The organism is Phenylobacterium immobile (ATCC 35973) (assembly GCF_001375595.1).
GTDB lineage: Bacteria > Pseudomonadota > Alphaproteobacteria > Caulobacterales > Caulobacteraceae > Phenylobacterium > Phenylobacterium immobile.
This window is the reverse complement of record NZ_CVJQ01000001.1, coordinates 2,301,934-2,327,310: the sequence shown is the minus strand read 5'-3', so window position 1 is coordinate 2,327,310 and position 25,377 is coordinate 2,301,934. Positions and strand designations below refer to the sequence as shown.

General features: G+C 69.4%; 22 protein-coding genes and 1 other RNA gene. 19 read left to right on the top strand and 4 right to left on the bottom strand.

Features of this window, described 5'->3' with window-relative positions; translation table 11 throughout:
* Positions 1 to 10 precede the first annotated feature (10 nt).
* From rnpB to murG, 11 genes are all read left to right on the top strand, one after another.
* Positions 11 to 404, top strand: an RNA gene (gene rnpB / locus BN1313_RS11405) — RNase P RNA component class A.
* Between the two features lie 237 nt (positions 405 to 641).
* Positions 642 to 1,103 (top strand): division/cell wall cluster transcriptional repressor MraZ, encoded by a 462-nt coding sequence (locus BN1313_RS11400; RefSeq protein ID WP_091742646.1) that lies wholly within the window; start codon positions 642 to 644, stop codon positions 1,101 to 1,103.
* On the top strand, positions 1,100 to 2,032 hold the full coding sequence (rsmH, locus tag BN1313_RS11395) for a 16S rRNA (cytosine(1402)-N(4))-methyltransferase RsmH (protein ID WP_091740550.1): 933 nt from the start codon (positions 1,100 to 1,102) through the stop codon (positions 2,030 to 2,032). The genes BN1313_RS11400 and rsmH overlap by 4 nt, the downstream gene beginning before the upstream one ends.
* Positions 2,029 to 2,520 (top strand): cell division protein FtsL, encoded by a 492-nt coding sequence (ftsL, locus tag BN1313_RS11390; protein WP_091740547.1) that lies wholly within the window; start codon positions 2,029 to 2,031, stop codon positions 2,518 to 2,520. Before rsmH ends, ftsL begins: the two co-directional genes overlap by 4 nt.
* 2 nt (positions 2,521 to 2,522) lie before the next feature.
* Positions 2,523 to 4,283, top strand: a complete 1,761-nt coding sequence (locus BN1313_RS11385) for a peptidoglycan D,D-transpeptidase FtsI family protein (RefSeq protein ID WP_091742644.1) — start codon at positions 2,523 to 2,525, stop codon at positions 4,281 to 4,283.
* Positions 4,280 to 5,722, top strand: coding sequence for a UDP-N-acetylmuramoyl-L-alanyl-D-glutamate--2,6-diaminopimelate ligase (locus tag BN1313_RS11380; RefSeq protein ID WP_091740544.1), 1,443 nt, complete (start codon positions 4,280 to 4,282; stop codon positions 5,720 to 5,722). Before BN1313_RS11385 ends, BN1313_RS11380 begins: the two co-directional genes overlap by 4 nt.
* On the top strand, positions 5,715 to 7,094 hold the full coding sequence (locus tag BN1313_RS11375) for a UDP-N-acetylmuramoyl-tripeptide--D-alanyl-D-alanine ligase (RefSeq protein WP_091740541.1): 1,380 nt from the start codon (positions 5,715 to 5,717) through the stop codon (positions 7,092 to 7,094). Before BN1313_RS11380 ends, BN1313_RS11375 begins: the two co-directional genes overlap by 8 nt.
* The gene (gene mraY / locus BN1313_RS11370; protein ID WP_091740538.1) at positions 7,094 to 8,203 is read left to right on the top strand and encodes a phospho-N-acetylmuramoyl-pentapeptide-transferase; all 1,110 of its coding nucleotides are present in this window, start codon (positions 7,094 to 7,096) and stop codon (positions 8,201 to 8,203) included. Before BN1313_RS11375 ends, mraY begins: the two co-directional genes overlap by 1 nt.
* 17 nt (positions 8,204 to 8,220) lie before the next feature.
* Positions 8,221 to 9,699 carry a UDP-N-acetylmuramoyl-L-alanine--D-glutamate ligase gene (gene murD / locus BN1313_RS11365; RefSeq protein ID WP_091740535.1) on the top strand — a complete coding sequence of 493 codons (1,479 nt, stop codon included), beginning with the start codon at positions 8,221 to 8,223 and terminating at the stop codon, positions 9,697 to 9,699.
* The gene (gene ftsW / locus BN1313_RS11360) at positions 9,696 to 10,871 is read left to right on the top strand and encodes a putative lipid II flippase FtsW (RefSeq protein ID WP_091740532.1); all 1,176 of its coding nucleotides are present in this window, start codon (positions 9,696 to 9,698) and stop codon (positions 10,869 to 10,871) included. Before murD ends, ftsW begins: the two co-directional genes overlap by 4 nt.
* Positions 10,868 to 11,968 (top strand): undecaprenyldiphospho-muramoylpentapeptide beta-N-acetylglucosaminyltransferase, encoded by a 1,101-nt coding sequence (gene murG / locus BN1313_RS11355; protein ID WP_091740529.1) that lies wholly within the window; start codon positions 10,868 to 10,870, stop codon positions 11,966 to 11,968. Before ftsW ends, murG begins: the two co-directional genes overlap by 4 nt.
* Here murG and BN1313_RS11350 read toward each other — a convergent pair.
* Positions 11,965 to 12,597, bottom strand: coding sequence for a glutathione S-transferase family protein (locus tag BN1313_RS11350; protein ID WP_091740526.1), 633 nt, complete (start codon positions 12,595 to 12,597; stop codon positions 11,965 to 11,967). The two genes, murG and BN1313_RS11350, sit on opposite strands and share 4 nt — an antisense overlap.
* A gap of 108 nt (positions 12,598 to 12,705) precedes the next feature.
* Between BN1313_RS11350 and murC the strand changes: the two genes are divergently transcribed.
* The 6 genes from murC to ftsA are packed head-to-tail and all read left to right on the top strand — an operon-like array spanning position 12,706 to position 19,593.
* Positions 12,706 to 14,118, top strand: coding sequence for a UDP-N-acetylmuramate--L-alanine ligase (murC, locus tag BN1313_RS11345; protein ID WP_091740523.1), 1,413 nt, complete (start codon positions 12,706 to 12,708; stop codon positions 14,116 to 14,118).
* A complete protein-coding gene (murB, locus tag BN1313_RS11340; RefSeq protein ID WP_091740520.1) occupies positions 14,115 to 15,011 on the top strand; it encodes a UDP-N-acetylmuramate dehydrogenase in 897 nt (298 codons plus the stop codon). The genes murC and murB overlap by 4 nt, the downstream gene beginning before the upstream one ends.
* Positions 14,992 to 16,392: a M20/M25/M40 family metallo-hydrolase gene (locus BN1313_RS11335; RefSeq protein WP_342666779.1), complete on the top strand. Its 1,401-nt coding sequence runs from the start codon at positions 14,992 to 14,994 to the stop codon at positions 16,390 to 16,392. Before murB ends, BN1313_RS11335 begins: the two co-directional genes overlap by 20 nt.
* 16 nt (positions 16,393 to 16,408) lie before the next feature.
* Entirely contained in the window at positions 16,409 to 17,392 is a 984-nt protein-coding gene (locus tag BN1313_RS11330; protein WP_425415015.1) for a D-alanine--D-alanine ligase, read from the top strand.
* Positions 17,393 to 17,441: 49 nt separating this feature from the next.
* Complete coding sequence (locus BN1313_RS11325) at positions 17,442 to 18,200, top strand: cell division protein FtsQ/DivIB (protein WP_342666778.1); 759 nt, start codon at positions 17,442 to 17,444, stop codon at positions 18,198 to 18,200.
* Between the two features lie 34 nt (positions 18,201 to 18,234).
* Positions 18,235 to 19,593: a cell division protein FtsA gene (gene ftsA / locus BN1313_RS11320; protein WP_176696043.1), complete on the top strand. Its 1,359-nt coding sequence runs from the start codon at positions 18,235 to 18,237 to the stop codon at positions 19,591 to 19,593.
* 6 nt (positions 19,594 to 19,599) lie between these two features.
* On the opposite strand, the gene BN1313_RS11315 is transcribed toward ftsA, so the two are convergent.
* From BN1313_RS11315 to BN1313_RS11305, 3 genes are all read right to left on the bottom strand, one after another.
* Positions 19,600 to 20,091, bottom strand: a complete 492-nt coding sequence (locus BN1313_RS11315; RefSeq protein ID WP_091740510.1) for a TspO/MBR family protein — start codon at positions 20,089 to 20,091, stop codon at positions 19,600 to 19,602.
* Positions 20,092 to 20,168: 77 nt separating this feature from the next.
* Positions 20,169 to 21,557 (bottom strand): FAD-containing oxidoreductase, encoded by a 1,389-nt coding sequence (locus BN1313_RS11310; protein WP_091740507.1) that lies wholly within the window; start codon positions 21,555 to 21,557, stop codon positions 20,169 to 20,171.
* Complete coding sequence (locus BN1313_RS11305) at positions 21,554 to 22,018, bottom strand: DUF4126 domain-containing protein (protein WP_091742637.1); 465 nt, start codon at positions 22,016 to 22,018, stop codon at positions 21,554 to 21,556. Before BN1313_RS11305 ends, BN1313_RS11310 begins: the two co-directional genes overlap by 4 nt.
* A 189-nt stretch (positions 22,019 to 22,207) precedes the next feature.
* On the opposite strand from BN1313_RS11305, the gene BN1313_RS11300 reads away from it, so the two are divergent.
* Both BN1313_RS11300 and BN1313_RS11295 read left to right on the top strand, forming a co-directional pair.
* Positions 22,208 to 23,707 (top strand): ATPase domain-containing protein, encoded by a 1,500-nt coding sequence (locus tag BN1313_RS11300; RefSeq protein ID WP_091742635.1) that lies wholly within the window; start codon positions 22,208 to 22,210, stop codon positions 23,705 to 23,707.
* Positions 23,704 to 25,377 carry a response regulator gene (locus tag BN1313_RS11295; protein ID WP_218054351.1) on the top strand — a complete coding sequence of 558 codons (1,674 nt, stop codon included), beginning with the start codon at positions 23,704 to 23,706 and terminating at the stop codon, positions 25,375 to 25,377. Before BN1313_RS11300 ends, BN1313_RS11295 begins: the two co-directional genes overlap by 4 nt.

Genomic DNA, 25,377 nt, shown 5'->3' with positions numbered 1-25,377 from the left:
GGGCGCAGGATCAGACGGCCGGGCGGTCGCGGCATTTTCGGATGTCGAGGAAAGTCCGGGCTCCACGACGACATGGCGGCGGGTAACGCCCGCCGGGGGCGACCCCAGGGATAGCGCCACAGAAAGCAAACCTCCTGCCCCCCGTCTTTTGGCTTGGGGGCCGGGAAGGGTGAAAGGGTGCGGTAAGAGCGCACCGCGGACCCAGCAATGGGGACGGCATGGCAAGCCCCGCCAGGAGCAAGACCGAATAGGGATCGTGCGCTTCTTCGGAAGTAGGGCTGTCGTAGGCCCGAGCGATCCGGGTAGGTCGCGAGAACCGTCCCGCAAGGGCCGGTCCAGAGGAATGACCGCCGCGTTCGGGAAACCGGGCGGCACAGAACCCGGCTTACAGGCCGTCTGATCCCATTACGTCCCAGTCTGGTCTCCTTCGAACGCCACCCCTGGGCTTGCGCCGAGGCGACGTGAGCGTGGCGTCCTTGGGCCGCGGTGCGATGGCGGGAATGTCCGGATCGGGCGGTTTCAGGCCGCTCGTGTCATTGCATCCCAATTCATCCCATGTTAACCCAAACACCAGTCGCTAACCACGTTGTGGAGCTTGGGCTGGGGCCGAATGGGCGGCCCATTGGATGGGGCTGGGCTTAGTGTTTCTCTCGACATTCGAGAAACAGCTGGACGCCAAACGGCGCATCGTCGTGCCGCAGGATTATCGCGCCCTGGTCTTAGGCCCGTTCGACGGGATCTTCTGCTTTCCCTCCTTTGAAGCCGACTGCATCGAGGCCGGCGGCCAGGCGTTGTTCGAGCGCTACCAGGCGTTGATCGGCGAGCTGGAGTTCGGCGACCCGGTCCGCACGGCGATGGAATATTCCGTGCTGGGCGGGCTGAACCGCCTGGCTTTCGATACGGCCGGCCGGATCACCCTGCCCGAGACCCTGTGTGAGCAGTTCGGCCTCAGTGATTGGGTCGCGGTGGTGGGTCTGGGCGACCGGTTCCAGATCTGGGAGCGTTCAGCCTTCCAGGCCCATCGCGCCGCGCAACGCGATATCGCCCGCGCGGGTCTCGCCGATCTGCGCGCTCAGCAGCGGCTGGCGAAGACCGTGACATGAGCGCGCCGCATGTTCCTGTTCTGATGGCCGAAGTGCTGGACGCGCTGCAGCCTGGGCCGGGCCAGACCATCGTCGACGGCACCTTCGGCGCAGGCGGCTACAGCCGCGCAATCCTGGCGACAGGGGCGAGCGTCGTCGCCTTTGATCGCGACCCGACGGCCGCGCGCTTCGCGGAGGGCCTGCCGGCGGAGACCTTCAAGCTCATCGAGGCGCGATTCTCGCAGATGGACGAGGCGCTGGGCCAGGCAAGCATCGACGGCGTCGCCCTGGATCTCGGGGTCTCGTCGATGCAGCTGGATGAGGCCGATCGCGGCTTCTCCTTCATGCGCGACGGCCCGCTTGATATGCGCATGGGCGCCGATGGGCCGACGGCGGCCGACATCGTCAACAGCGAGACCGCCGAAGCGCTGGCGCGCATCTTCTACGTCTACGGCGAAGAGCGGCAGAGCCGTCGTGTGGCCGGCGCCATCGTCCGCCGCCGGGCTGAACAGCCCTTCACCCGCACCCTGGACCTGGCCGACGTGATGGAGCGCGCGCTCGGCGGCCGTCGCGGCGCCAAGGTCCATCCGGCGACGCGCTCATTCCAGGGCCTGCGGATCGCCGTCAACGAGGAACTGTCCGAGCTCGAGGAAGGCCTGGCGGCGGCCGAACGCGGATTGAAGGTCGGCGGACGCCTCTGCGTCGTTACTTTCCATTCGCTCGAAGACAGAATCGTGAAGTCATTCTTAACGTTACGGAGCGGCAGGACGCCGGCGGGATCGCGACATGCACCGCCGACGGAAGCTGGGGCGGAGCCGAGTTTCGAGCTTCTTTTTAACGGCGCCCGGGCGCCGGGCGAGGACGAGACGCAGGCCAATCCCCGGTCGCGCTCGGCGAAGCTTCGGGCGGCGGTGAGAACCGCGGCGCCTGTCTGGGGGGAAGCGGAATGAGCCTGTTTGATCGCAGGGTTCGCGGTTTCAGGCTGGTCGACCTGGCGGCGATGGGCGTGCTCGCCGCCATGATCCTGGGCGTCTACCTGGCCAAGACCTTCGCCGGGCGCGAACGCGCCGAGATCGCATCTGTCACCCGTCAGATCGATGGCGAGCGGGCCCGAATCCGTCTGCTGAAGGCCGAGGTCAGCCACCTGGAGCAACCCGGCCGCATCGAGCGGCTGTCGGAATCCTACCTCGGCCTGAAGCCTGTCGCCATCACCCATGACGCGACGGTCGATGAGTTGACGCTGGCCCTGCGCAAGCAGGCGGAGCTGGACGCGGCCAAGCGCGCCAAGGCGCTCGCCGAGGCGCAGGCTCGCATCCAGCCGGCCGCGCCGGTGGCGATCCAGTTCGCCGAACCGCGGATGCAGGTGGCCCAGGCGCCCCGGCCGGCCCTGATCCTCCCGGTCGCTTCGGTCGGCGTCGCGCCCGGCGGGCTGCAATGAGCCTGGGGCTCCAGTCGCTGGGGCCATCCCTGCTGTCGCGTTGGCTGGCGGGCCGCGTCTGGGGCCTGGAACACGCCTTTGAGCGCGCCCGCGCCTCTGGCCGGCCGGAAGAGGACACCCGCGTCCGCATCTTCGTGGTGCTGGCGATGTTCCTGATGGGCTTTGTCATCCTGGCGGTGGGCGCGACGCGCGCGGCGCTGTTCTCCGGCCTGGAGGCGCCGGGCCGCAGCGCCCTGGCCGCGGGCGCTGCGCGCGCCGATCTGGTCGACCGCAATGGCATGATGCTGGCCGCTGACCTCCTGCATTGGGGCCTCTATCTCGACCCCAGGGAAGTCTGGGACGAGCCGGCGACCCGGCGCGCCTTGAAGGCGACGATCCCCAGCCTGGAGGATGCGCGCATCACCCGGGCGCTGCGGGCTGGCCGGCGCACCTTCCTGTCCGGCGGGCTTACGCCGCAGGTGAAGAAGTCGATCCACGATCTTGGCCTGCCGGGCCTCAGCTTCGAGCCGGAGCAGCGGCGGGTCTATCCGCTGGGCTCGACCGGCGCGCACATCATCGGCTTTGTCGATTCGGGCGGGGTCGGCCTTTCGGGCGCCGAGCGGGCCCTGAACGACGAACTGCGCGAAGCCGCGACCCATGGGGCGAGCGCGCCGGCGACGCCTCTGTCCATCGACCTGCGCATCCAGGCCGCCCTCGAAGAAGAGCTAGCGACCGCCGCCGCCGAGTTCCTGCCCAGGGGCGCGGTCGGCGTGGTCACCGACGTCCATACGGGCGAGATCCTTGGTATGGCCAGCTGGCCGACCTTCGATCCCAACGCGCCGGGCAGGGCCAGCGACGACGCCAAGCTCGATCGCGCGGCGGGCCAGGTCTACGAGATGGGCTCGACCTTCAAGGGCTTCACCGTGGCCATCGGCCTCGACACCGGCGTCGCGACCCCGTCCACGACCTTCGACGCCAGCCAGCCGCTGAAGATCGGCTACCGGACCATCCACGACTATCACGCGACTCGCCGCGTCCTGAATCTGGTGGAAGTCTTCCAGCACTCTTCCAACATCGGTACGGCGAAGTTGGGCCTGGGCATCGGCCCGCAGCGCCTGGAGCAGTATTTCCGCGGACTCGGGCTCACCGAGGCGACACCGGTGGAGTTGCGCGAATCCGCCCGCCCCCTCACGCCCAAGGTGTGGAACGAGGATGCGGTGGCCTCGACCTCCTTCGGCCACGGCATCGACGTGACGCCGCTGGCGCTGGCGCGGGCCTATGGCGGCCTGGTCAACGGCGGGATCGTCGTGCCGCTGACGATCCGCAAGATGGCCCCGGGCGTGCGCCCGCCGGGCCGCCGGGTCGTCTCCGAGCAGACCTCGCAGCAGTTCCTGCAGATCATGCGCGCCAATGTCAGCTGCACGTGCGGCTCGGGCGGCAACGCCAACGTCCAGGGGCTGAACGTCGGCGGCAAGACGGGCACCGGCGAGAAGTTCGATCCCGCCATCCGCGCCTATTCCAAGACCAAGCAGGTCTCGTCGTTCGCCGCCACCTTCCCCACGGACGGAGCGCTGGGCGATCCGCGTTACTTCGTGCTGATCCTGATGGATGAGCCGCACCCGAGCGCCAACACCTACGGCTACTCCACCGGCGGCTGGGTCGCTGCGCCCGCGGCCGGCAAGGTCATCCAGCGGATCGCGCCGTTCCTGAACGTGCGCCGCCGCGCCGAAACCAACCCCTATGCGCCGGTCGGCGAAATCTCCAAGTCGGTGTCAGGCGAATGACCCGCCTGTCCGAACTGGTCCGCCGCGACCTGGCCGCCGATCCCGAGATCACCGGGGTCACCGCCGACAGCCGCAAGGTCGCGCCGGGCTTCCTGTTCGCGGCCCTGCCCGGCGCCAAGGCCGATGGCCGCGCCTTCGCCGCCCAGGCTGTGGCCGCGGGCGCCGTGGCGATCCTCGCCGACAAGGATCTGGGCCTAGCCGCGCCGACGGTGACGGCCGCCGATACGCGCCGCGCCTATGCGCTGGCCGCGGCGGCCTTCCATCGCGCCCAGCCGGCGGTCGTGGTCGCTGTCACCGGCACCAACGGCAAGACTTCGGTGGCGGGCTTCTGCCGCCAGATCTTCGCCCACGCCGGCCATCCTGCAGCCAGCATGGGGACGCTGGGCGTCCGGGTCTCGCGGCCGAACGCGGCGGACGAGCAATGGACCCCGCCGGGGCTCACCACGCCGGACGCCGCCGATGTCGCCGAACTGATGGCGCGCCTGGCCGCCGCTGGCGTCAACCGCGTCTGCATGGAGGCCTCGTCGCACGGGGTCGACCAGCGGCGGCTGGACGGCGTGGCCTTGACGGCGGCGGCCTTCCTGAACCTGACCCAGGATCATCTGGACTACCACGGCGACATGGCGACCTACCGGGCCGCCAAGCTGCGCCTGTTCGACACCCTGCTGCCGCGCGGCGGGACGGCGGTGCTGAACGCCGATTCCGACGCCTTCGGGGTCTTCGCCGCCGCGGCCGTGACCCACGGCCAGACGATCCTGTCGGTCGGGGAGGCGGGGCAGGGCCTCAAGCTGATCGACCGCCAACCGACGCCGGCTGGCCAGACGCTGACGATCGCGGCGCAGGGTGAGACCCATGTTGTCGCCTTGCCGCTGGCGGGCGGCTTCCAGGCGGCCAACGCCCTGGCCGCCGCGGGCCTGTGCTTGGCCGCCGGCGTGGATCTTGCCACCACGCTCGACGCTCTGGCCGAGCTGGAAGGCGCGCCGGGCCGCCTGCAGCGCGTCGGCGCCGGCCTGAACGGGGGCGAGGCCTACGTCGACTACGCCCACACGCCGGATGGGTTGGAGACGGTGCTGAACGCCCTTCGGCCGCACGTCCGCGGGCGGCTGATCGTCGTCTTCGGCGCCGGCGGCGACCGTGATCGCACCAAGCGGCCCCTTATGGGGGCCATCGCTGCGCGCCTGGCCGACGTTGGGATCGTCACGGACGACAATCCGCGCAGCGAAGATCCCGCCTCCATCCGCGCCGAGGTCATGGCCGGCGCTCCAGGTCTGCGCGAAATCGGCGACCGCCGCGCCGCGATCCGCGCCGCCGCCGCGCTGTTGAGCGACGGCGACGTCCTGGTTGTCGCCGGCAAGGGCCACGAGCAGGGCCAGACCATCGCCGGCGTCGTCCATCCCTTTGACGACGTCACTGAGACCGCGGCGGCGCTCAATGTCTGAGCCCCTCTGGACCTCCGACGCTATCGCCGCCGCGACTGGCGGACGCGCCACCTCGCCATTCAACGTCACGGGCGTCTCCATCGACAGCCGCAGCATCGACGCCGGCGACCTGTTCGTCGCCCTGGCGGGCGTTCGCGACGGTCATGAGTTTATCGGCAAGGCTATGAGCGACGGCGCGGCCGGCGTCCTGGCGGCGCGCGCCGTCGACGCGCCCGCCGTCGTGACGGGCGACACCCTGAAGGCGCTGGAAGCGCTGGGCGCAGCGGCGCGAGATCGCTCGAAGGCCGTGCGCGGCGCGGTCACCGGGTCGGTCGGCAAGACCAGCGTGACGCAAGCTGTGATGGCGGGGCTGATGCTCGCCGGCCGGGCTCATTCTTCGGTCAAGTCCTACAACAACCACATCGGCGTGCCGCTGACGCTGGCCCGCATGCCGGCGGCCACCGAGCGGGCGGTTTTCGAGATCGGCATGAACCACGCCGATGAAATCACGCCGCTGTCGAAGATGGTCGCGCCGCAGGCCTGCGTGATCACCACGGTCGGTCCTGTCCACACCGAGAACTTCGCCGATGGCGAGGCGGGCGTCGCCAAGGCCAAGGCCGAGATCTTCGCCGGTATGGGCAAGGGCGGCGTCGCCATCTTGAACGCTGACAATCGCTGGTTCGACTACCTGTCCGGGGAGGCCAAGGCCGCTGGCCTGGAGGTCCGCTCCTTTGGGTCCAGCGCGACGTGTGACGGGCGGCTCATCGAGTTCCAGGCGGCCAACGGGTGCGTCATGGTCCAGGCGCGCCTGCACGGCCGCGCGCTCGATTTCCCGATCCTTCAGACCGGGACCCACTGGGGGCTTAACAGCTTGGCCACCCTGCTGATGCTGGAGGCCCTGGACGTCAATCTCGATCTCGGCCTGGCGGCGCTCGGATCCTTCGAACCCCTGGCCGGACGCGGCGCGGAACGCCAGGTGGCGATCGCCGGCGGCGCCTTCACCCTGATCGACGAGAGCTACAACGCCAATCCGATCTCCATGGCCGCGACCATCCAGTCGATGGGCCGCAGGTCTGGCCGCAAGCTCGCCGTGCTGACCGACATGCTGGAACTCGGCCCCGATGAGGCGGCGTTCCACGCCAGCCTCGCGGAGCCTCTGGAGGCGGCGAATATCGACCTCGTCTTCTGCGCCGGGCGGCTGATGAAAAGCCTGTGGGACACTCTTCCGCCGACTCGGCGCGGCGGCTACGCGGACAGTGCGGCGGCCCTCGTCCCCGCGGTGGTCGCGGCGCTGAGCCCTGGCGACCTGGTGATGGTCAAGGGCTCCAACGGATCGAAGGCGGGCGCGATCGCGCAGGCGCTGTCGGCGTTGAGCCCGGGGGAGCCCGGCTGATGTTCTACTTCCTTTATGAACAGCTGGCCGGCACGGGGCACGTGCCCTTCCTCAACCTGCTGAAGTACCTCACCTTCCGCACCGGCATGGCGCTGTTCACGGCGCAGCTGGTGGTGGTCCTGATGGGCTCGCGCTTCATCCGCTGGATGCAGGCCAAGCAGGGCAAGGGCCAGCCGATCCGCGCCGAGGGCATCCAGCGCCACGTCATCGAAAAGGCCGGTACGCCGACCATGGGCGGGGTGATGATCCTGGCCGGCCTGCTGACCGGCACGCTGCTCTGGTCGGACCTGAAGAACCCCAACGTCTGGGCCGTGATCCTAGTGACCGCCGGTTTCGGCGTCCTGGGTTTCATGGACGACTACGCCAAGGTCACGAAACAGACGACAGCGGGCGTCTCCGGCAAGCTGCGGCTTGTGTTGGAGGTCGGGCTCGCGGCGGCCGCGGTCTTGATCCTGATCCTCTGGGGCGGACGGCCCCCTGAGGCGCCGGGTCTGCAGACCTCGCTCGCCTTCCCCATCTTCAAGGAATTGCTGCTTAACCTCGGCTGGTTCTACCTGATCTTCGGCGGCTTCGTGATCGTCGGCGCCGCCAACGCCGTGAACTTCACCGATGGCCTCGACGGCCTGGCGATCGTGCCCGTGATGATCGCCGCCGCGGCCTTCGGCCTGATCGCCTATCTGGTCGGCAACTTCCTGTTCGCCGGATACCTGCAGCTTCACTTCGTGCCCGGCGTCGGCGAGGTGGCGGTCTTCTGTGGCGCGGTGATCGGGGCCGGCATGGGCTTCCTCTGGTACAACGCCCCGCCCGCGCGGATATTCATGGGCGACACCGGCTCCCTGGCCCTGGGCGGCGCGCTGGGCGCGGTGGCCGTGGCGACCAAGCACGAGCTGGTGCTGGCCATCATCGGCGGCCTGTTCGTCGCCGAGACGCTGTCGGTCATCATCCAGGTCGCGTGGTTCAAGCGGACCGGCAAGCGCATCTTCCTGATGGCGCCGATCCACCACCATTTCGAGAAGCTCGGCTGGTCGGAATCCACCGTGGTGATCCGCTTCTGGATCGTCGCCGTCATGCTGGCCCTGCTGGGCCTGGCCACCCTCAAGATCCGCTAGGAGCGAAACAGACCGCCATGATCCCCGTCCCTGGTTTCACCGGCAGAAAGGTCGCTGTGTTCGGCCTGGCCCGCACCGGCCTTGCGGCCGCGCGCGCCCTGCAGGCCGGGGGGGCGGAGGTGGCGCTGTGGGACGACAAGGCCGCATCCCGCGAGGCTGCCGAGGCTGCGGGCTTCACCCTCACCGACCTGACGACCGCCGACTGGTCCGAGTTCGCCGCCATCATGCTGAGCCCAGGCGTGCCGCTGACGCACCCGAAGCCGCACTGGACGGTGGCGAAGGCGCGCGCCGCCGGTGTCGAGATCGTCGGCGACGTCGAGCTTTTCGCCCGTGCAGTCAACGCGGCGCCCGAGCACAAGCGGCCTAAGGTGGTCGCCATCACCGGCACCAACGGCAAGTCGACGACGACGGCGCTGGTGGGTCACATCTGCGCCATGGCCGGTCGCGACACCCGCGTCGGCGGCAACATCGGCCTGGGCGTCCTGGCGCTCGACGACATGCACGGCGGGGCGGTCTATGTGCTGGAGCTGTCGTCCTACCAGCTGGACCTGACGTCGAGCCTGAAGCCCGACGTGGCGATCTTCCTGAACGTCACGCCGGACCACCTGGACCGCCACGGCGACATGGATGGCTATGTCGCCGCCAAGCGCCGCATCCTGCTGAACCAGGGCAAGGGCGACACCGCGGTGATCGGCGTGGACGACGCCTGGGGTCAGCAGATCTGCACCGAGATCACCGCCGCCAACCGCCGGACGATCGTGCCGATTTCGGCGTCGAAATCCATGGGCCGCGGGGTCTACGCCCTCGACGGCCAGCTCTATGACGCCACCGGCGAGCGCGCCGTAGCCATGGCCGACCTGAAGCAGGCGCGGTCCTTGCCTGGCCGGCACAACTGGCAGAACGCCGCGGCCGCCTACGCCGGCGCCAAAGGCCTCGGCCTCTCGCCGGAAGAGATCGCCCAGGCGCTGTTGACCTTCCCGGGTCTGGCGCACCGCATGGAGACGGTCGGCCAGATCGGCCGGGTCCGCTTCGTCAACGACAGCAAGGCGACCAATGCGGACGCGACCCGCCAGGCGCTGTCGAGCTATCCCTCCGTCTTCTGGATCGCGGGCGGCGTCCCGAAGGCCGGCGGCGTCGACAGCCTGACCGACCTTTTCGGCCGGGTCGCCAAGGCCTATTTGATCGGCGAGGCGAAGGATGAGTTCAGCGCCACCCTGAAGGGCAAGGCGGCCGTCGACCTCTCTGGCGACATGGCGACCGCGGTGGCCCGCGCCTTCGCAGACGCCAAGGCGGCGCCGGGCGACGGCGAGGTGATCGTTCTCCTATCGCCGGCCTGCGCCTCCTTTGACCAGTTCACCGATTTCGAAGCCCGCGGGGAAGCGTTCCGCGATGCGGTGCGAAGCCTGGTTCCCCGCGAAGCCACGACCCCGCGCGCCGGCGGCGGCGGCACGAGCGGAAGCTTGATGATGGCCGCCAACTGGAGCGCCGCCCGATGAGCACAGCCAGCCCCGCCCACGCCTTCGCCCGCTCCGACCGGACCCAGATCGGCGTCTGGTGGTGGACCGTCGACCGTTGGATGCTGGGCGTCGTGGCGATCCTGATCGTCATCGGCGTGGCCATGTCCTTCTCGTCCAGCCCGGCGGCGGCCGTGCGGATGAACATCGGTGATCCCTTCCACTTCGCCGTCCGCCAGAGCGTCTTCTCCATCGGCGCGGCCGTGATCCTCATCGGCATGTCGATGCTGGAGGTGCGAACCATCCGCCGCGCGGCCTTCTTCATCTGGCTGGCGGCGGTGGCGATCATGATTCTGCTGCCCTTCCTCGGCCATTCGGCCAAGGGCGCGACGCGCTGGGTCGAGTTTGGCGGCTTCTCGTTGCAACCGTCGGAGTTCATGAAGCCGGCGCTGATCGTCCTGGTCGCCTGGATGTTCGCCGAGGGCCAGAAGGGCGAGGGCGTCCCCGGCGTCTCCATCGCCTTCCTGCTCTATCTTCTGTCGATCGGCCTGCTGCTGATCCAGCCCGACGTCGGCCAGACCGTGCTGATCACGGTCGCATTCTTCGCCGCCTTCTGGATGGCGGGGGTGCCGATTTCATGGGTCCTGATGCTGGGGCTGACGGCGTTCGGCGGGCTCATCTCCACCTATTTCGTCTTTCCCCATGTCGCCAGCCGGGTCGACCGGTTCCTGTCGCCGGACAAGGCCGACACCCACCAGGTGGACCGCGCCGCCGAGGCGATCTCCGCCGGCGGCGTGTTCGGCCGCGGCCCGGGCGAGGGCGTGATGAAACGCCACGTGCCCGACCTGCACACCGACTTCATCTATTCGGTGGGGGCCGAGGAGTACGGCCTGATCTTCTCGCTGCTGCTGATAACGCTTTTCGCGTTCGTCGTCGTCCGCGGCCTCTATCGGGCCATGAAGTTGAACGACAGCTTCGAGCAGGTCGCTGCGGCCGGGCTGTTCGTCCTCGTCGGCCAGCAGGCGATCATCAATGTGGCGGTGAACCTGAACATGATCCCGACCAAGGGCATGACGCTCCCCTTCATCTCCTATGGGGGCTCCTCGATGTTGGCCATGGGCCTGACGCTGGGCATGGCGCTTGGCCTGATCCGCCGGCGGCCGGGGGCCTACACCCCGCAGGAAGGCCTGGCCCGCGCCGGCGCCTACACATGAGCAAGGTCTGCGTCGTGGCGGCCGGGGGCACCGGCGGCCACCTGTTTCCCGCCCAGGCCCTGGCCGAGGCGCTGATCGCCCGCGGTTGGCGCATCGTGCTGGCTTCGGACGAGCGGGTCGCCGGTCTGGCCCAAGACTTCCCCGCTGAGCGCCGCATCGGCCTGTCGGCGGCGACCTATCGACCCGGCGACCCCATCGGCATGGCCCGCGCCGGCTTCGCCGTGCTGCGCGGGGCGATGCAGGCGCGAAAGGCCTATCGCGAGGTCAATCCGGACGTGGTCGTGGGCTTTGGCGGCTATCCCTCCGCCCCAGCGCTGGTCGCGGCGATCATGGACAAGCGTCCCACCGTCATCCACGAGCAGAACGCGGTCATGGGTCGGGCCAACCGTTTCCTGGCTAGCCACGTCCAGACGGTGGCCTGCGCCTTCCCGACGTTGAAGAAGGCGCCCAAGGGGGTCGGCGAACGCGCCCAGGTCGTCGGCAATCCCGTTCGACCCGCCATTCGCGCCCTGGCCGACCTTCCCTACACGCCGCCCGAGCCCGACGGCCCGATCCGCCTCCTGATCACCGGCGGTAGCCAGGGCGCGCGGCTTCTGTCCGAGTTGCCGCCCGAGGCGATCCGCGCCCTCCCGGAAGCGCTGCGCCAACGTCTGCGTGTCGTCCAGCAGACGCGCGCCGAAAGCCTGCCTTTGGCCCGCCGGATCTACCGCGACGCCCTGGTGGACGCCGAGATCGCGCCTTTCTTCCGCGACATCGCCGCCCGACTGGCGGAGGCGCATCTGGTGATCGGCCGCTCGGGCGCGGGCTCGGTCTGCGAGTTCGCCGTGGCGGGCAAGCCGTCGATCCTGGTGCCGCTGGCCATCGCCATCGACGACGACCAGGGCCAGAACGCCCGCCTGCTGGCCGAGGCCGGCGGCGCCGAGATCGCCCGTGAGCATCAACTGACGGTCGACAGCCTGGCGCTGGCGCTCGAGACCCTGCTCACCAACCCTGAGCGGCTATCGCGGATGGCGGCCGCGGCCCGCGCCGTGGCGATCCCCGACGGCGCCGAGCGCCTGGCCGATGTGGTCGAGCGAACGGCGGCGATGGGGCGCTAACCCGCCGCTTTCTGTTCGGCGATGATTTCGTCGTCGATTTCGCGGGCGCTGACAGCGGCGGGGCGCATGGAGACGCGCTGGAGGTAAGCCAAGAACGCCGGCCGCTTTTCGATCGTGCCGAACATGGTCCCGAAGGCGATCTGCGAGCCGATGTAGACATCCGCCGCGGTGAACTGTTCGCCGAGCAGGTAAGGGCCTTCGGCGACGGCCTCTTCCAGGGTGTCGAGGACGCTATCCATCGAGCCGTAGCCCACCATGCCGCGCTTGTCGGCCGGGGGCTCGAGGCCGAGCGAGCGGTTGGTCACCGCCGGCTCGATGCAGCCCGCGCCAAAGAACAGCCAGCGGTAATAGGCGCCGCGGGCCGGATCGCTGAGCGCCGGGGCGAGGTCGGCCTCGGGGAAGGCGTCCGCCAGGTAGGCGCAGATGGCGGCGGTCTCGGTGACGACCGTATGGCCGTGGGTGATCGCCGGCACCTTGCCCATGGGGTTGATCGACCGGTACTCCGCCGAGGATAGGTCGGCGAAGGACAGGATCTCGGTGCGATAGGGCTGTCCGATCTCCTCGAGCATCCACCGCACGATCCGGCCGCGCGACATCGGGTTGGTGTAGAAGACCAGTTCGTCAGACATGGGTGGCGCTCCTCGTTTCGAGCCGATGATAAGCGAAACCGGTGGGAATATTACCATCGGTAAGACTGCAAGGATGACCGCCCCGGCCGGTTGCGCTAGCCCTAGGCGATGACTCGACGCCCTGTGCCCTTCGACCTCGGACCCGTGCATTTCATCGGCATCGGCGGCATCGGCATGAGCGGCATCGCCGAGATCATGCTGCGGATCGGCTACACGGTGCAGGGCTCGGATGCGCGCGCCAGCGCCAACACCGAGCGGCTGGAGAAGCTGGGCGCGAAGATCTTCATCGGCCATGACGCCGCTCACGTCGAAGGCGCCTCGGCCATCGTCTATTCGACGGCGGTGAAGCCGGACAACGCCGAGATGGTCGCTGGGCGCGAGCGACGCCTGCCGCTGGTGCGACGCGCCGAGATGCTGGCCGAACTCATGCGCCTGCAATTTTCGGTGGCCGTCGGCGGCACCCACGGCAAGACGACGACGACCTCGCTGGTCGCGGCCCTGCTGGACGCCGGTGGCATGGACCCGACCGTGGTCAACGGCGGGATCATCAACGCCTACGGCACCAACGCGAAGGTGGGCGAGGGCGAGTGGATCGTCGTCGAGGCCGACGAAAGCGACGGCACCTTCCTGAAGCTGAAATCCACGGTGGCCATCGTCACCAACATCGACGCCGAGCACCTGGACCACTACGGCGATTTCGACGCGGTGAAGCGCGCCTTCCGCGATTTCGTCGAGAACATTCCCTTCTACGGCTTCGCCGCGGTCTGCACCGACCACCTGGAAGTCCAGGCCATGGCCGCCCGCGTCGAGAACCGCCGGCTGATCGCCTACGGCGTGAACCCCCAGGCCGAGGTTCGGGCCGAGAACATCTCCATGGCCCCGGACGGGGCGCACTTCGACGTGGTGCTCGCGCCCCTGGGCGGCGAGACCAGCCGGATCGACGGGCTGCACCTGCCGATGGCCGGCCATCACAACGTCATGAACTCGCTGGCGGCCATCGCCGTGGCGCGCGAGCTGGGGGTTGATGCGGATGCGATCCGCGCCGGCCTGGCGGGCTTTGGCGGCGTGCGCCGGCGCTTCACCACCACCGGTGTCGCCAACGGCGTCCGGGTCGTCGACGACTATGGCCACCACCCTGTCGAGATCGCCTCGGTGCTCAGCGCCGCGCGCGGGGTCAGCGAGGGTCGGGTGATCGCCGTGGTCCAGCCGCATCGGTATTCGCGCCTGCGCGACCTGTTCGACGAATTCAGCGCCTGTTTCAGCGACGCCGACGTGGTGATCATCGCCGACGTCTACGCCGCGGGGGAGACGCCGCTCGAGGGCGTCAGCCGCGACGCCCTGGCCGATGGCGTCCGCCGCTTCGGCCACCGCCGGGTTCTGACCCTGGACGGGCCGGACAAGCTGGCGGGGATCGTCGCGGCCGAAGCCAAGGCGGGCGACTTGGTCGTGCTGATGGGCGCTGGCGATATCACGACCTGGGCCTACGCCCTGCCGGGCGAGCTTGAAGCGCTCGGCGCATGATCCTGCCCGAGGTCCGCGGCCAAATTCTGCGCCATGAGCCCCTGGGCCCTTTCACCTGGTTCCAGGTCGGCGGGCCAGCTGAAGCTCTGTTCCTGCCGAAGGACGAGGCCGATCTCGCCGGCTTCCTGAGGGCGCTGGATCCGGCGATCCCCGTCACTCTGCTGGGCGTCGGCTCCAACACCCTGGTGCGCGACGGCGGCGTGGACGGCGTGGTGATCCGCCTGGGCCGCGCCTTCGGCGACGTGACGCCGGCGGGGGAGAACCGGATCGCGGCGGGCGCGGCGACGCTGGACGCGACTCTCGCCCGCGAGGCGGCGAGGGCTGGAATCGCCGGCCTTGAGTTCTACCGCGGCGTGCCGGGCGCCATCGGCGGGGCCCTGGTGATGAACGCCGGCTGCTATGGCTCGGAGACCAAGGATGTCCTTGTCGAAGCCTATGCCCTGACGCGGGCGGGCGAGCGGATCACGCTCAGCAACGCCGAGATGGAGTACAGCTATCGCAAGTCGGGCCGCGCCGCGGCCGAACCGCTGATCTTCCTGGGCGGCCTGTTCGAGGGCCAACCGGACGATCCGGCCGCCATTGAGGCGCGGATGAGCGCCATCACGGAGCGGCGCGAGCAGAGCCAGCCGATCCGCGAAAAGACCGGCGGTTCGACGTTCAAGAACCCTGAGGGTCATTCGGCCTGGAAACTGGTGGACGGGGCCGGCTGGCGGGGCAAGCCCTTCGGCGGGGCGATGTTCTCGCCGTTGCATTCGAACTTCCTGATCAACACCGGATCAGCCACCGCCGCCGACCTCGAGGGCCTTGGCGAGACTGTCCGCGCCGAGGTGACGGCGCAGTTCGGCGTCCAGCTGGAATGGGAGATCAAGCGCATTGGCAAGCCTGTGGCTTAAGATCCTGGCGGCGGCCTTGCTGGCCGTGTCCATGGCGGCGCCGAGCCGGGCCGCCGAGATCAACGCGGCGAAGCTGGGCGCCGTGCGCAACGCCGCGCTCTCCGACCAGACCGCCTGGGGCGTGGTCGAGAGCCTGACAACCGAGGTCGGCGCGCGGCCGGTCGGTTCGCCGGCGATGACGCGCGCGCGCGATTGGGCGGTCGCCAAGCTGACGGCGCTCGGGTTCAAGAACGTCACCGTCGAGACCTTCAACACCGCGGTTTGGACCCGCGGCGAGGAGCGCGCGGAGATCATCGGGCCTTTTCCGCAGAAGCTCGCTATCCTGGGCCTGGGCCGTTCAACCTCGACGCCGAAGGACGGACTGAGCGCCGAGATCATCGTCTTCCCCTCCTATCAGGGCCTGCTGGACGCGCCGCTCGGCTCCTTGAAGGGCAAGATCGCCGTGGTCACCCAGCGGATGCCGCGCACGCAAGACGGGTCGGGCTACGGCGCCTTGAACGCCCAGCGCACGCGCGGTCCCTTCGAGGCGGCCCGCCGCGGCGCCGTCGGCTACCTGGTGCGCTCACTGTCCACCGACGACACTCGCCTGCCGCACACGGGCGCGGCGTCGCCGGGCGAGATCCCGGCCGCCGCACTGGCGCCCGCCGACGCTGAATTGCTCGAACGCATGGCCGCACGCGGCAAACCGGTGACGGTGCGTCTGCGCATGACCTCGACCTATCGGACCGACGTCCCCGGCTGGAATGTTTCGGGCGACATCCCCGGGATCGGGGCGCCCGACGAGGTGATCGTCATCGGCGGACACCTCGACAGCTGGGACGTCGGCGACGGCGCGGTGGACGACGCCGCCGGCGTCGCCATCACCACCGCCGCGGCGAAGGTCGCCGCCAGCCAGGGCCCGCTGCGGCGAACCATCCGGGTCGTGATGTGGGGGTCGGAGGAGCAGGGCGGATCGGGCGGAGCCTATGCCAAGCAGCACGCCATCGAGGCGCGTTCAAAGATGATCGTCGTCGGCGAGAGCGATTCCGGCGCCGGCCGCATCTGGCGCGTCGCCGTACCGGCCCTGGTGCTGGATCATCCGCATATCCGCGCCTTCGCCGCCGCCGTGCAGCCGTTGCGGGTGATGGTCGACCGCGCGCCGCCGCAATTCGGCGGCGCCGACGTGCAACCGCTGATCGAGCTGGGTGCGCCCTTCGTCGACTTCAGCCAGGACATGAACCGCTACTTCGACCTGCACCACTCCGACGACGACACCCTCGACAAGGTCGATCCCGGCGACCTGGCCCAGAACGTGGCGGTCTGGGCGGCCTTCCTCTATGTCGCGGCGGGCGGCGACATCGTCTTCAAGTCCAATGACAGGCCGGTCAGCACCGGCCAATGATGAGACAGGAATTCTTGTGACCGAAGTTTCCCAGCCCCTAGCTGGCCGACATGTGGCGGTGTTGATGGGCGGGCTGTCCGCCGAGCGCGAGGTCAGCCTGGTGTCCGGCCGCGCCTGCGCCGAGGCCCTGGAGCGCCTGGGCGCGCAAGTCAGCCGCATCGACGCCGGCCGCGATCTCGCCCAGCAGCTGACCGCCATCAAACCGGACCTCTGTTTCAACGCCCTGCACGGCGAGTGGGGCGAGGACGGCGTCGTCCAGGGCGTGCTGGAGACGCTGGGCGTGCGCTACACCCACTCCGGCGTTCTCGCCTCGGCCTTGGCCATGGACAAGACCAAGGCCAAGGCGGTGCTGGCCGCGGCCGGCGTGCGCGTACCTGGCGGCGGCCTCTTCAACCGCCACGAGGTCGCCCGCGACCACGTCATGGCGCCCCCCTATGTGGTCAAGCCGAACGCCGAGGGTTCATCGGTCGGCGTGTTCATCGTCATGGAGGGCGCGAACCGCCCGCCGCAGGAGATCGCCGCGCCGGGGTGGAGCATGGGCGAGGAGGTGCTGGTCGAGCCCTACATCGCCGGCAAGGAGCTGGCCGTCGGCGTGATGGACGGCAAGGCCATGACCGTCACCGAGATCTTTCCGGCCAGCGGCTTCTACGACTATGAGGCCAAGTACGGAGAGGGCGGCTCCCAGCATGTCCTGCCCGCCAAGCTGCCGCCTCACGTCTTCGCTGAGGCGCTGCGCCTGTCGGAGCTGGCGCACGCTGCGCTAGGGTGTCGCGGCGCCACACGATCCGACCTGCGTTATGACGACGTTAACGACAATCTGGTCCTTCTGGAGGTCAACACCCAACCGGGCATGACGCCGACCTCCCTCGTTCCAGAGCAGGCGGCCCTCCAGGGGATGGGCTTCGATCAGCTGGTGCTTTGGATAACGGAGGATGCCTATGCCCGGGGGCCGCGGGGGATCGCCAAGGATGGCGAAACCTCAAGCAAAAGCGCCTCCTAGCGGCAAAGCCTCACGCGCGGGCCACGCGCCTTCGCACGCCTCTCCCAAATTGATCCTCGCCGCCGCGGCCGGCGTGCTGGCGCTGGCCATGGTCGCGGTGCTGGCGACGGGCGGACGGGGCCAGCGCATTATCGGTACGATCGCCATGGGCGCCGACGCCAAGATGGGCGAGGCAGGCTTTCGTCTGACGACTGTCCACGTCGAAGGCGCGTCGGCCATGGCCACGCCGGACATCGTCGAGGCGACCGGCGTCAAGCGCAACCAGCCGATCCTGGGCCTCAACCTCGACCAGGTGCGCGCTGACGTCGAGAAGGTCGGCTGGGTCGAGGACGCCAAGGTCGTGCGTCTCCTGCCCGACACCCTGGTCCTCTCGGTGACCGAGCGGAAGCAGCTCGCCGTCTGGCAAAGGGGCGGCCGCATTATGGTGATCGACGAGAAGGGCCGGGTGATCCCCGAGGCGAACGCCGCGCTTTTCCCGCAACTGCCGCTGGTGGTTGGCGAGGGCGGGGCGGCCAATGCGCCGCAGATCCTGCCCCTGATCGCCCAGCGCCCGCAGCTCATGCAACGCCTGGAGGCCTTCGTCCGCGTCGACGACCGCCGCTGGGATCTGCGCCTGAAGGACGGCGCGCTGATCCAGCTCCCGGCGGTCGGCGAAGAGGACGCCCTGATGCGCCTGGAGGCGCTCGACCGCCGCACGCACCTGATGGCGGTGGGCTTCGATCGCGTCGACCTGCGCAACCCGGATGTGACCGCTGTGCGCCCCAAGGGCGCCGAGCTTCCACCCGAGCCGAAAACGGCCGGGACCTGAGAATTTTTGGGGCAAAGCACGTAACATGCTGCAGATGCAGATTCGCCCGGAAGACAGGCTCAGCGACCGCCAGCTCGCCGCTGACAAGCGCGACAGCCGTGATGCGCTGAAATCGGCGCTGGTGCGCCAGCAGGTCGTCGCCGCCGTCGACCTGGGCGCGTCCAAGGTCACCTGCTTCATCATGAAGCCTGAGGGCGTCCGTAAGGGCGACCGGACCTTGACCACCGCCGGGGTGGGTTATGTGCAGTCGCGCGGCGTGCGCGGCGGGGCCATTGTCAACCTGGACGAGGCGTCGTCCGCGATCGCTCAAGCCGTGGAGCGCGCCGAGAACGTCGCCGGCGTCCGCGTGCAGGGCGTCACCGTCGCCACCGCCGGCGGCCAGTTGGCCAGCCACCGTATCGCCGGCCGCGTCTCCATCGGCGCGCGGCCGATCAACGACAACGACCTGGTCAGGGCCATTCAGCAGGCGCTCGGCCCCTTCAAGCTCGCCGGTCGCCGCGCCGCCCACATCCTGCCGATCTCCTGGTCGGTGGACGGCCAGAACGGGGTCAAGGATCCGCGCGCCATGTTCGGCCGCACCCTGGGCGTCGAGCTTCTGGTCGTGTCGGTCTCCGAGGCTGTGTTCCAGACCCTCGGCGCCTGCGTCGAGCGCGCCCACCTGCAGTTCGAAGGCGTTGTCGCCGCGCCCTTCGTCTCGGCGCTCGCCGCGCTGGAAGAAGACGAGATGGACTTGGGCGCCATCTGCATCGACATGGGCGGCGGCTCGACGTCGGCGGCGGTGTTCACCGGCGGGTCCCTCGTCCACGTCGAGACCGTCCCGGTCGGTGGCGGCCACGTGACGCAGGATATCGCCCGCGGGCTTTCCACCTCCATCGCCGGCGCTGAGCGTATCAAGACGTTGCACGGCTCGGCCATCGCCTCGGCCAACGAGGACCGCGAGATGATCGAGGCGCCGCCGCGCGGCGACGATCCTGGCGCGGGCCCGGTGGTTGCGCCGCGTTCGCTGCTGAAGGGCATCATCGCCCCTCGCGTGGAAGAAACCCTGGAGTTGCTGCGGGATCGCCTAAGGGCGTCGGGCGCCCCTGTCGAAGCCGGCGCGGGCCTGGTCCTGACCGGCGGCGCGAGCCAATTGGCCGGTGTGCGTGAAGTGGCGGTGCGGGTGTTTGACCGTCCGGTGCGCCTGGGCCGTCCGCGCCGGGTGCCGCACTTGGCTGACGCCGCCTCCGGCCCGGCCTTCACCGCCGCCGCCGGCGTCTTGCACCGCGCGGCCTTCGGCCCACGCGAGGCGGTCTCCGCCAAGGCCCTGGCCTCGGCCAAGCTGCGCCGCGAACCGCTCGACCCGCGCGCCAACCCGGTCGCCAAGGCCGCCGCCTGGCTGCGCGAGAACCTCTGAGTCCGACTAGTGCGGCGGCGTCGCCGCCAGGGCCGCCAAGCCGGTGAAGCCCGTCGGCGCGCTCAGCGCCGCCGCCTTTGGATCGACATAGGACGCCGCCCGGGCATAGACGGTCGTCAGGGCGGCTGTCGCCACCGCGGCGACCACCTGGGCGTTGCGGTCGCGCGGCCGCCACACGGTCACCGCCATGTTGGACGCCTGCAGCGCCCCCCACCAGGCCAGGGCCCGGGTGCGCGCAGGTCCGGAAGGGGCGTTCCAAACCCGCAAGGCCGCCAGGGTCGCGACCGAGAATAGCGACGGCCAGACCGCCCGCATCAGCGGATGCCGATCCGGCTTCGCGCCGGGCGCGACGGGCTGTGGCCGGGCGATGGACAGGCCCGCGGTCACGCCGATCAGCGCCACGCAGACCGCCACGCCCAGCGCCACATGGCTGGCGCTCCGGTGGCCTGCGTTCAGGCTCTCGCTCACCCGATCCTGAACTTCATCCGCAATCTGCATGCTCGCCTCCAACCCTGAACGAGGGGAGAGCGAGCGATGGGCCTGTCCGGTTCCGCAAGCGTGGCCGCGACGAAATATCAGTCCGCGGACCGCAGTCCGCCGGCCAGGGTCGGCAAGAGTTCCGCGACCGTTGGATGGATGTGCACCGTCTGGGCCAGCCGCTCCGCCGTCGCGCCAGCGGCCATCAGGTCGACGATAGCGTGGATCGCCTCGTCGCCGCCGACGCCGAGGATCGCCGCGCCCAGGATCGTTCCGGTGGTCTGGTCGGCGACGAGTTTCATGAGGCCCTGGGTCTCGCCCTTTTCGATGGCCCGGCCGACCCGCGTCATGGGCCGCGTCGCCACGGAGACGGCGCAGCCGGCCGCGCGGGCCTGGGCCTCGCTCAGGCCGACGCGGCCCAGGGGCGGGTCGGTGAACAGGGCGTAGGTCTCGATCCGGTCGGTGACCTTGCGGTCGGCCCCGTCCAGGAGATTGGCCGCGACGATCTCGAAGTCGTTGTAGGCGGTGTGGGTGAAGGCGCCGCGGCCGTTGCAGTCGCCGAGCGCCCAGATCCCGGCCGCGCTGGCCTCCAGCCGGTCGTTGACCTGGATGTAGCCGCGGCCGTCCACGGCGATTCCCGCCGCTTCCAGGTTCAGGTCGTCGGTGTTCGGCCGGCGGCCCACGGCCAGCAGGACGTGGCTGCCGACCACCTCGGGCGCGCCCTCGCGGCAATCGACGCCGACCGCCACGCCATCGGCATGGGGCGCAAACCGGATGCACTCGGCATGGGTGCGGAAGACGACGCCGTCGGCTTCGAGTGCGGCCTGGACGGCGGCCGAGATCTCCTCGTCCTCCCGGCCGATGACCCGCGGGCCCTTTTCCACGACCGTGACCTCGGCGCCGAAGCGCCGGAACATCTGGGCGAATTCCAGTCCGACGTAGCTGCCGCCGACCACCACCAGATGCCGGGGCGTTTCGGCCAGGGCCATGATGCTGCTGTTGTTGAGCACGGGAACGTCGCTCACGCCCGGCATGTCGGGCACGAGGGCGCGGCCGCCAACATTCAGGAAGATCTGCTCGGCGCTTAGCGTCGCATCGCCGACGCGCAAAGTCTTCGGGCCCTCGAAGCTAGCCTGGCCGGTCAACACCGTGCAGCCTTCAAGCGCGCGCAGCGATTGCTCCACGCCACTCGCGGCGCGCGCCACGATAGCGTCTTTGCGGGCCATCACCGCGGCCAGGTCGACGCCGACCTCGCCGGACAGGCGCACGCCGAAGTCGGCCGCGCGGCGGGCGATGTGGGCGGCGTGGGCCGAGGCGATCAGCGCCTTGGTGGGCATGCAGCCGGTGTTGACGCAGGTGCCGCCGAACCGGCCGCGCTCGATCAGCGCAACGCGCATTCCGGCGGCGCACAGACGCTGAGCGAGGGGCGGGCCGGCCTGACCCGCGCCGACGATGATCGCGTCGAAGACTTCGGAAGCCGCGCTCATCGGGCCAGCAGGATGATCAGCGCTGCGCCGCCGACGGCGACGACGTCCTCCAGGAGACCGGCGGGCAGGTCGCGGCCAAAGGCCCGCGTCAGGCGTCCGCGGATCTCTGCGCCGCCCAGCGTGCCGATCACCGCGCCCACCACTCCGGCGGCGAGGCCGAAGGCGAGCGATCCGGCGACCACGCCGAAGGCCGCGCCGCTGAGCGCGCCCGTAACGATCCGGGTGATGAACTGCGGCGGGACCTTCCGACTCGGTGTCTTCGGCGACTGGTCGCTGACGAGTTCGGCGACGGCCAGGAGACTGAAGATGATGACGCTCGGCAGCGCCCCCAGAAAGCTCAGCGGCGTCCCCGCCAGGGGGAGGACGCCCAGGTAGGCGGCCCAACTGACGGCGGCCGGCGCCGTCATCGCGCGCAGTCCCGCGATGACGCCCATGGCGAGGGCAAGGAGGTAGAGGGTCATCGGACAGGACTCCGCAGCGAGGCTGGCGCCATGGTCGTCAAGCTGAGCCATCGCACAAGCGCAGAATCGATCCCGGGTCGGGTTCCAGAGTTCGTTGTGACCTATGCCTGACCTGTCGGCGGTGCGGGTCGCATGTAACCAAAGCCTGCGGTTGGCGTTTATGGCCCAGCTCAAAACGCGTGGATGACCATGGCCGACCAGGGACAAGCGACCACTCAGCAGGCCGGATTCGGCATCGAAGGCCTGGACGATATCCTGGCCGGAGGATTGGAGCGCGATCGGGTCTATCTGCTGGAAGGCGCTCCAGGCACAGGCAAGACCACGGCGGCCATGAGTTTCCTGCTGGAAGGGGCGCGTCTTGGCGAACCGGCGCTCTATGTCACCCTGTCGGAGACCGAGGATGAACTGCGCGCGACGGCGCGTTCCCATGGGTGGTCCCTGGACGGCGTCGACATCTTCGAACTCGTGCCGCCCGAGAGTCTGCTCGACGAGCAGCAACAACAGAGTCTGCTCTATTCCTCAGACCTCGAACTCGGCGAAACCACGCGGCTGATCTTCGAGTCCGTCGAGGCGAAGCGACCGCGCCGGGTGGTCATCGACAGCCTCTCGGAAATCCGGCTGCTGGCGCAGAGTTCGTTGCGCTACCGGCGCCAGGTCCTGGCCCTGAAGCACTACTTCGCCAAGCATGGCGCCACCGTCATCCTGCTCGACGACCAGACCACGGACGTGAACGACAAGACGGTCCACAGCGTCGCCCACGGGGTGATTGAGCTTCAGGAGCTGGCCCCGGAATATGGCGCCGAGCGCCGGCGCGTGCGGGTGATCAAATATCGTGGGCGCCGGTTCCGCGGCGGCTATCACGACTTCACGATCAAGACCGGCGGGCTGGAGGTCTATCCGCGCATCGTCGCGTCAGAGCACCGTTCGAGCTTCCTCCGCACGCCGGTCTCCAGCGGGGTGACCGAGCTTGACGCCTTGCTGGGCGGCGGCATCGAGCGCGGCTCCAGCGCCCTGATCCTCGGCCCGGCGGGCACGGGTAAATCGCTGTTCGCCATCGCCTTTGCGGTAGCCGCCGTGCGTCGCGGCGAAAAGGCCGCGCTGTTCATCTTCGACGAGGAACTGGGGCTGCTCTACGACCGGATGTTGGGCCTGGGTTTCGATCTGCGGGCGATGCAGGCGGGCGGCGACCTCATCATCGAGCAGATCGACGCGGCCGAACTTTCACCGGGCGAGTTCGCCAGCCGCGTGCGCGCCTGCGTCGGGGAACAGAAGATCCAGACGGTGATGATCGACAGCCTCAACGGCTACCAGGCGGCCATGCCGCAGGAGCAGTTCCTCGTCCTGCACATCCACGAACTGCTGCAGTACCTGAACCGGCAGGGCGCCTCGACCTTCCTGACCGTCGCCCAGCACGGTCTGGTCGGCGAAATGAAGGCGCCCATCGATGTCACCTACCTCGCCGACACCGTCATCCTGCTGCGTTACTTCGAGGCCCTCGGCAATGTTCGCCGGGCGGTCTCCGTGATCAAGAAGCGGTCCGGCGAGCACGAGAAGACCATCCGCGAGTTCAACATCGGCGACAGCGGACTGACCCTGGGCGAGCCGCTTGTGCAGTTCCAAGGCGTGCTGCGCGGCGTGCCGAACTTTGTCGGCCGCGGCAGCGGGCTCCTCGGCGAGCCTTCCGCTTGAGCGGCGGCGGCTCGCTCTCGGAACGCGCCCTGATCCTGGCCCCGACCGGGCGCGACTCCGCGATCGCGGCGGCCATCCTCGCCGAGGCCGGGGTCGCGCCGATCGTCTGCCGCGGGCTGGCCGATCTGCTGGCGCATCTGGACGCCGGGGCCGGCGTGGCGATCATCGTCGACGACGTCCTGCGGTCAGCCGATCTCAGTCCAGTTTCCAAATGGATCGCCGACCAGGCGTCGTGGTCGGATTTTCCGTTCCTGATCCTGACTCAGCGCGGCGGCAGCGTGGAGCGCAATCCCTTCGCCCAGCGCCTCGCGGCGACCCTGGGTAATGTTAGTTTCCTGGAGCGGCCGTTCCATCCGACCACCCTGGTCAGTTCGGTCCGCACCGCCCTGCGCGGCAGGGGGCGGCAGTACGAGGCGCGCGAGCGGATCGAGGAGATCCGTCGGGCCGAGGCGCTGCTGGAACGCCGGGTCGTCGAGCGGACGGCCGAGCTGGAATCGGCGAACCGCCAGCTGGCGGCGCAGATCGCCGAGCGTGAGCGGGTCGAAACCGCGCTTCGTCAGGCGCAGCGGCTGGAGGCCGTGGGCCAGCTGACCTCCGGCGTGGCCCACGATTTCAACAACCTGCTGACCGTGATCACCGGCAACATCGAGCAGCTGCAGAAGCGGTTGGACGAGCCCGCGGTGGCGCGGCGTCTCGACATGATGGCGGAAGCGTCAAGGCGCGGCGCTTCTCTGACCGCGCAGATGCTCGCCTTTTCCCGACGCCAGAAGCTCGAACCGCGGCCCGTGGACCTGAACGTAACGGTGCGCAGCATGGGCGATCTGCTGCATTCGACCATGGGCGGCAGCGTCCGCATCCTCGAACCGGACCTGCAGGCGGGCCTTTGGCCGGCGATGATCGACCCGACGCAAATCGAACTCGTCATCCTGAACCTGGCGATCAACGCCCGTGACGCCATGGAGGTCGGCGGGACCCTGCGCATCGCCACGGCCAATGTGCTGATGGGCGAGCCGCTCCTGCCTGGGCAGCCCCCTGCCGGCGAGCATGTGATGGTCTCGGTCTCCGACGATGGCTCAGGTATGACGCCCGACGTCCTGGCCCGCGCCTTCGAACCCTTTTTCACCACCAAGGATGTAGGCAAGGGCTCGGGCCTTGGCCTCAGCCAGGTGTTCGGCGTCGCCCAGCAATCCGGCGGCGGCGTGACGATAGACACCGCCCTCGGCCGCGGCACCGCGATTCACGTCTATCTGCCGCGGGCGCAGAGCGCGCCGATCGAGCGCGGGGTCGCAGACGCCGAACCGCCGGCCGCGCCCCGCGCCGACGTGGTGATCCTCGTGGTCGACGATGACGACGCGGTGCGTGAAGTGACCACCGGAATCCTCAATGACCTGGGCTACATCGCCCTGGACGCCGAGAGCGGCCGCGCGGCGCTGGAGACCTTCGAGGCGCGCAGCGACATCGAGGCGGTGATCCTCGACTACGCCATGCCCGGCATGAACGGCGGCGATCTGGCCCGGGAACTGGCGCGCCGGCGGCCGGGCCTGCCGATCCTCTTCGCCACCGGCTATGTGCATGTAGAGGCCCTGGCGGAGACGCCGGAGGACCACATCATCCACAAGCCCTTCAAGCGTCGCGAACTGGCCGACAAGTTGGCGCGCGCGGTCGCCTAG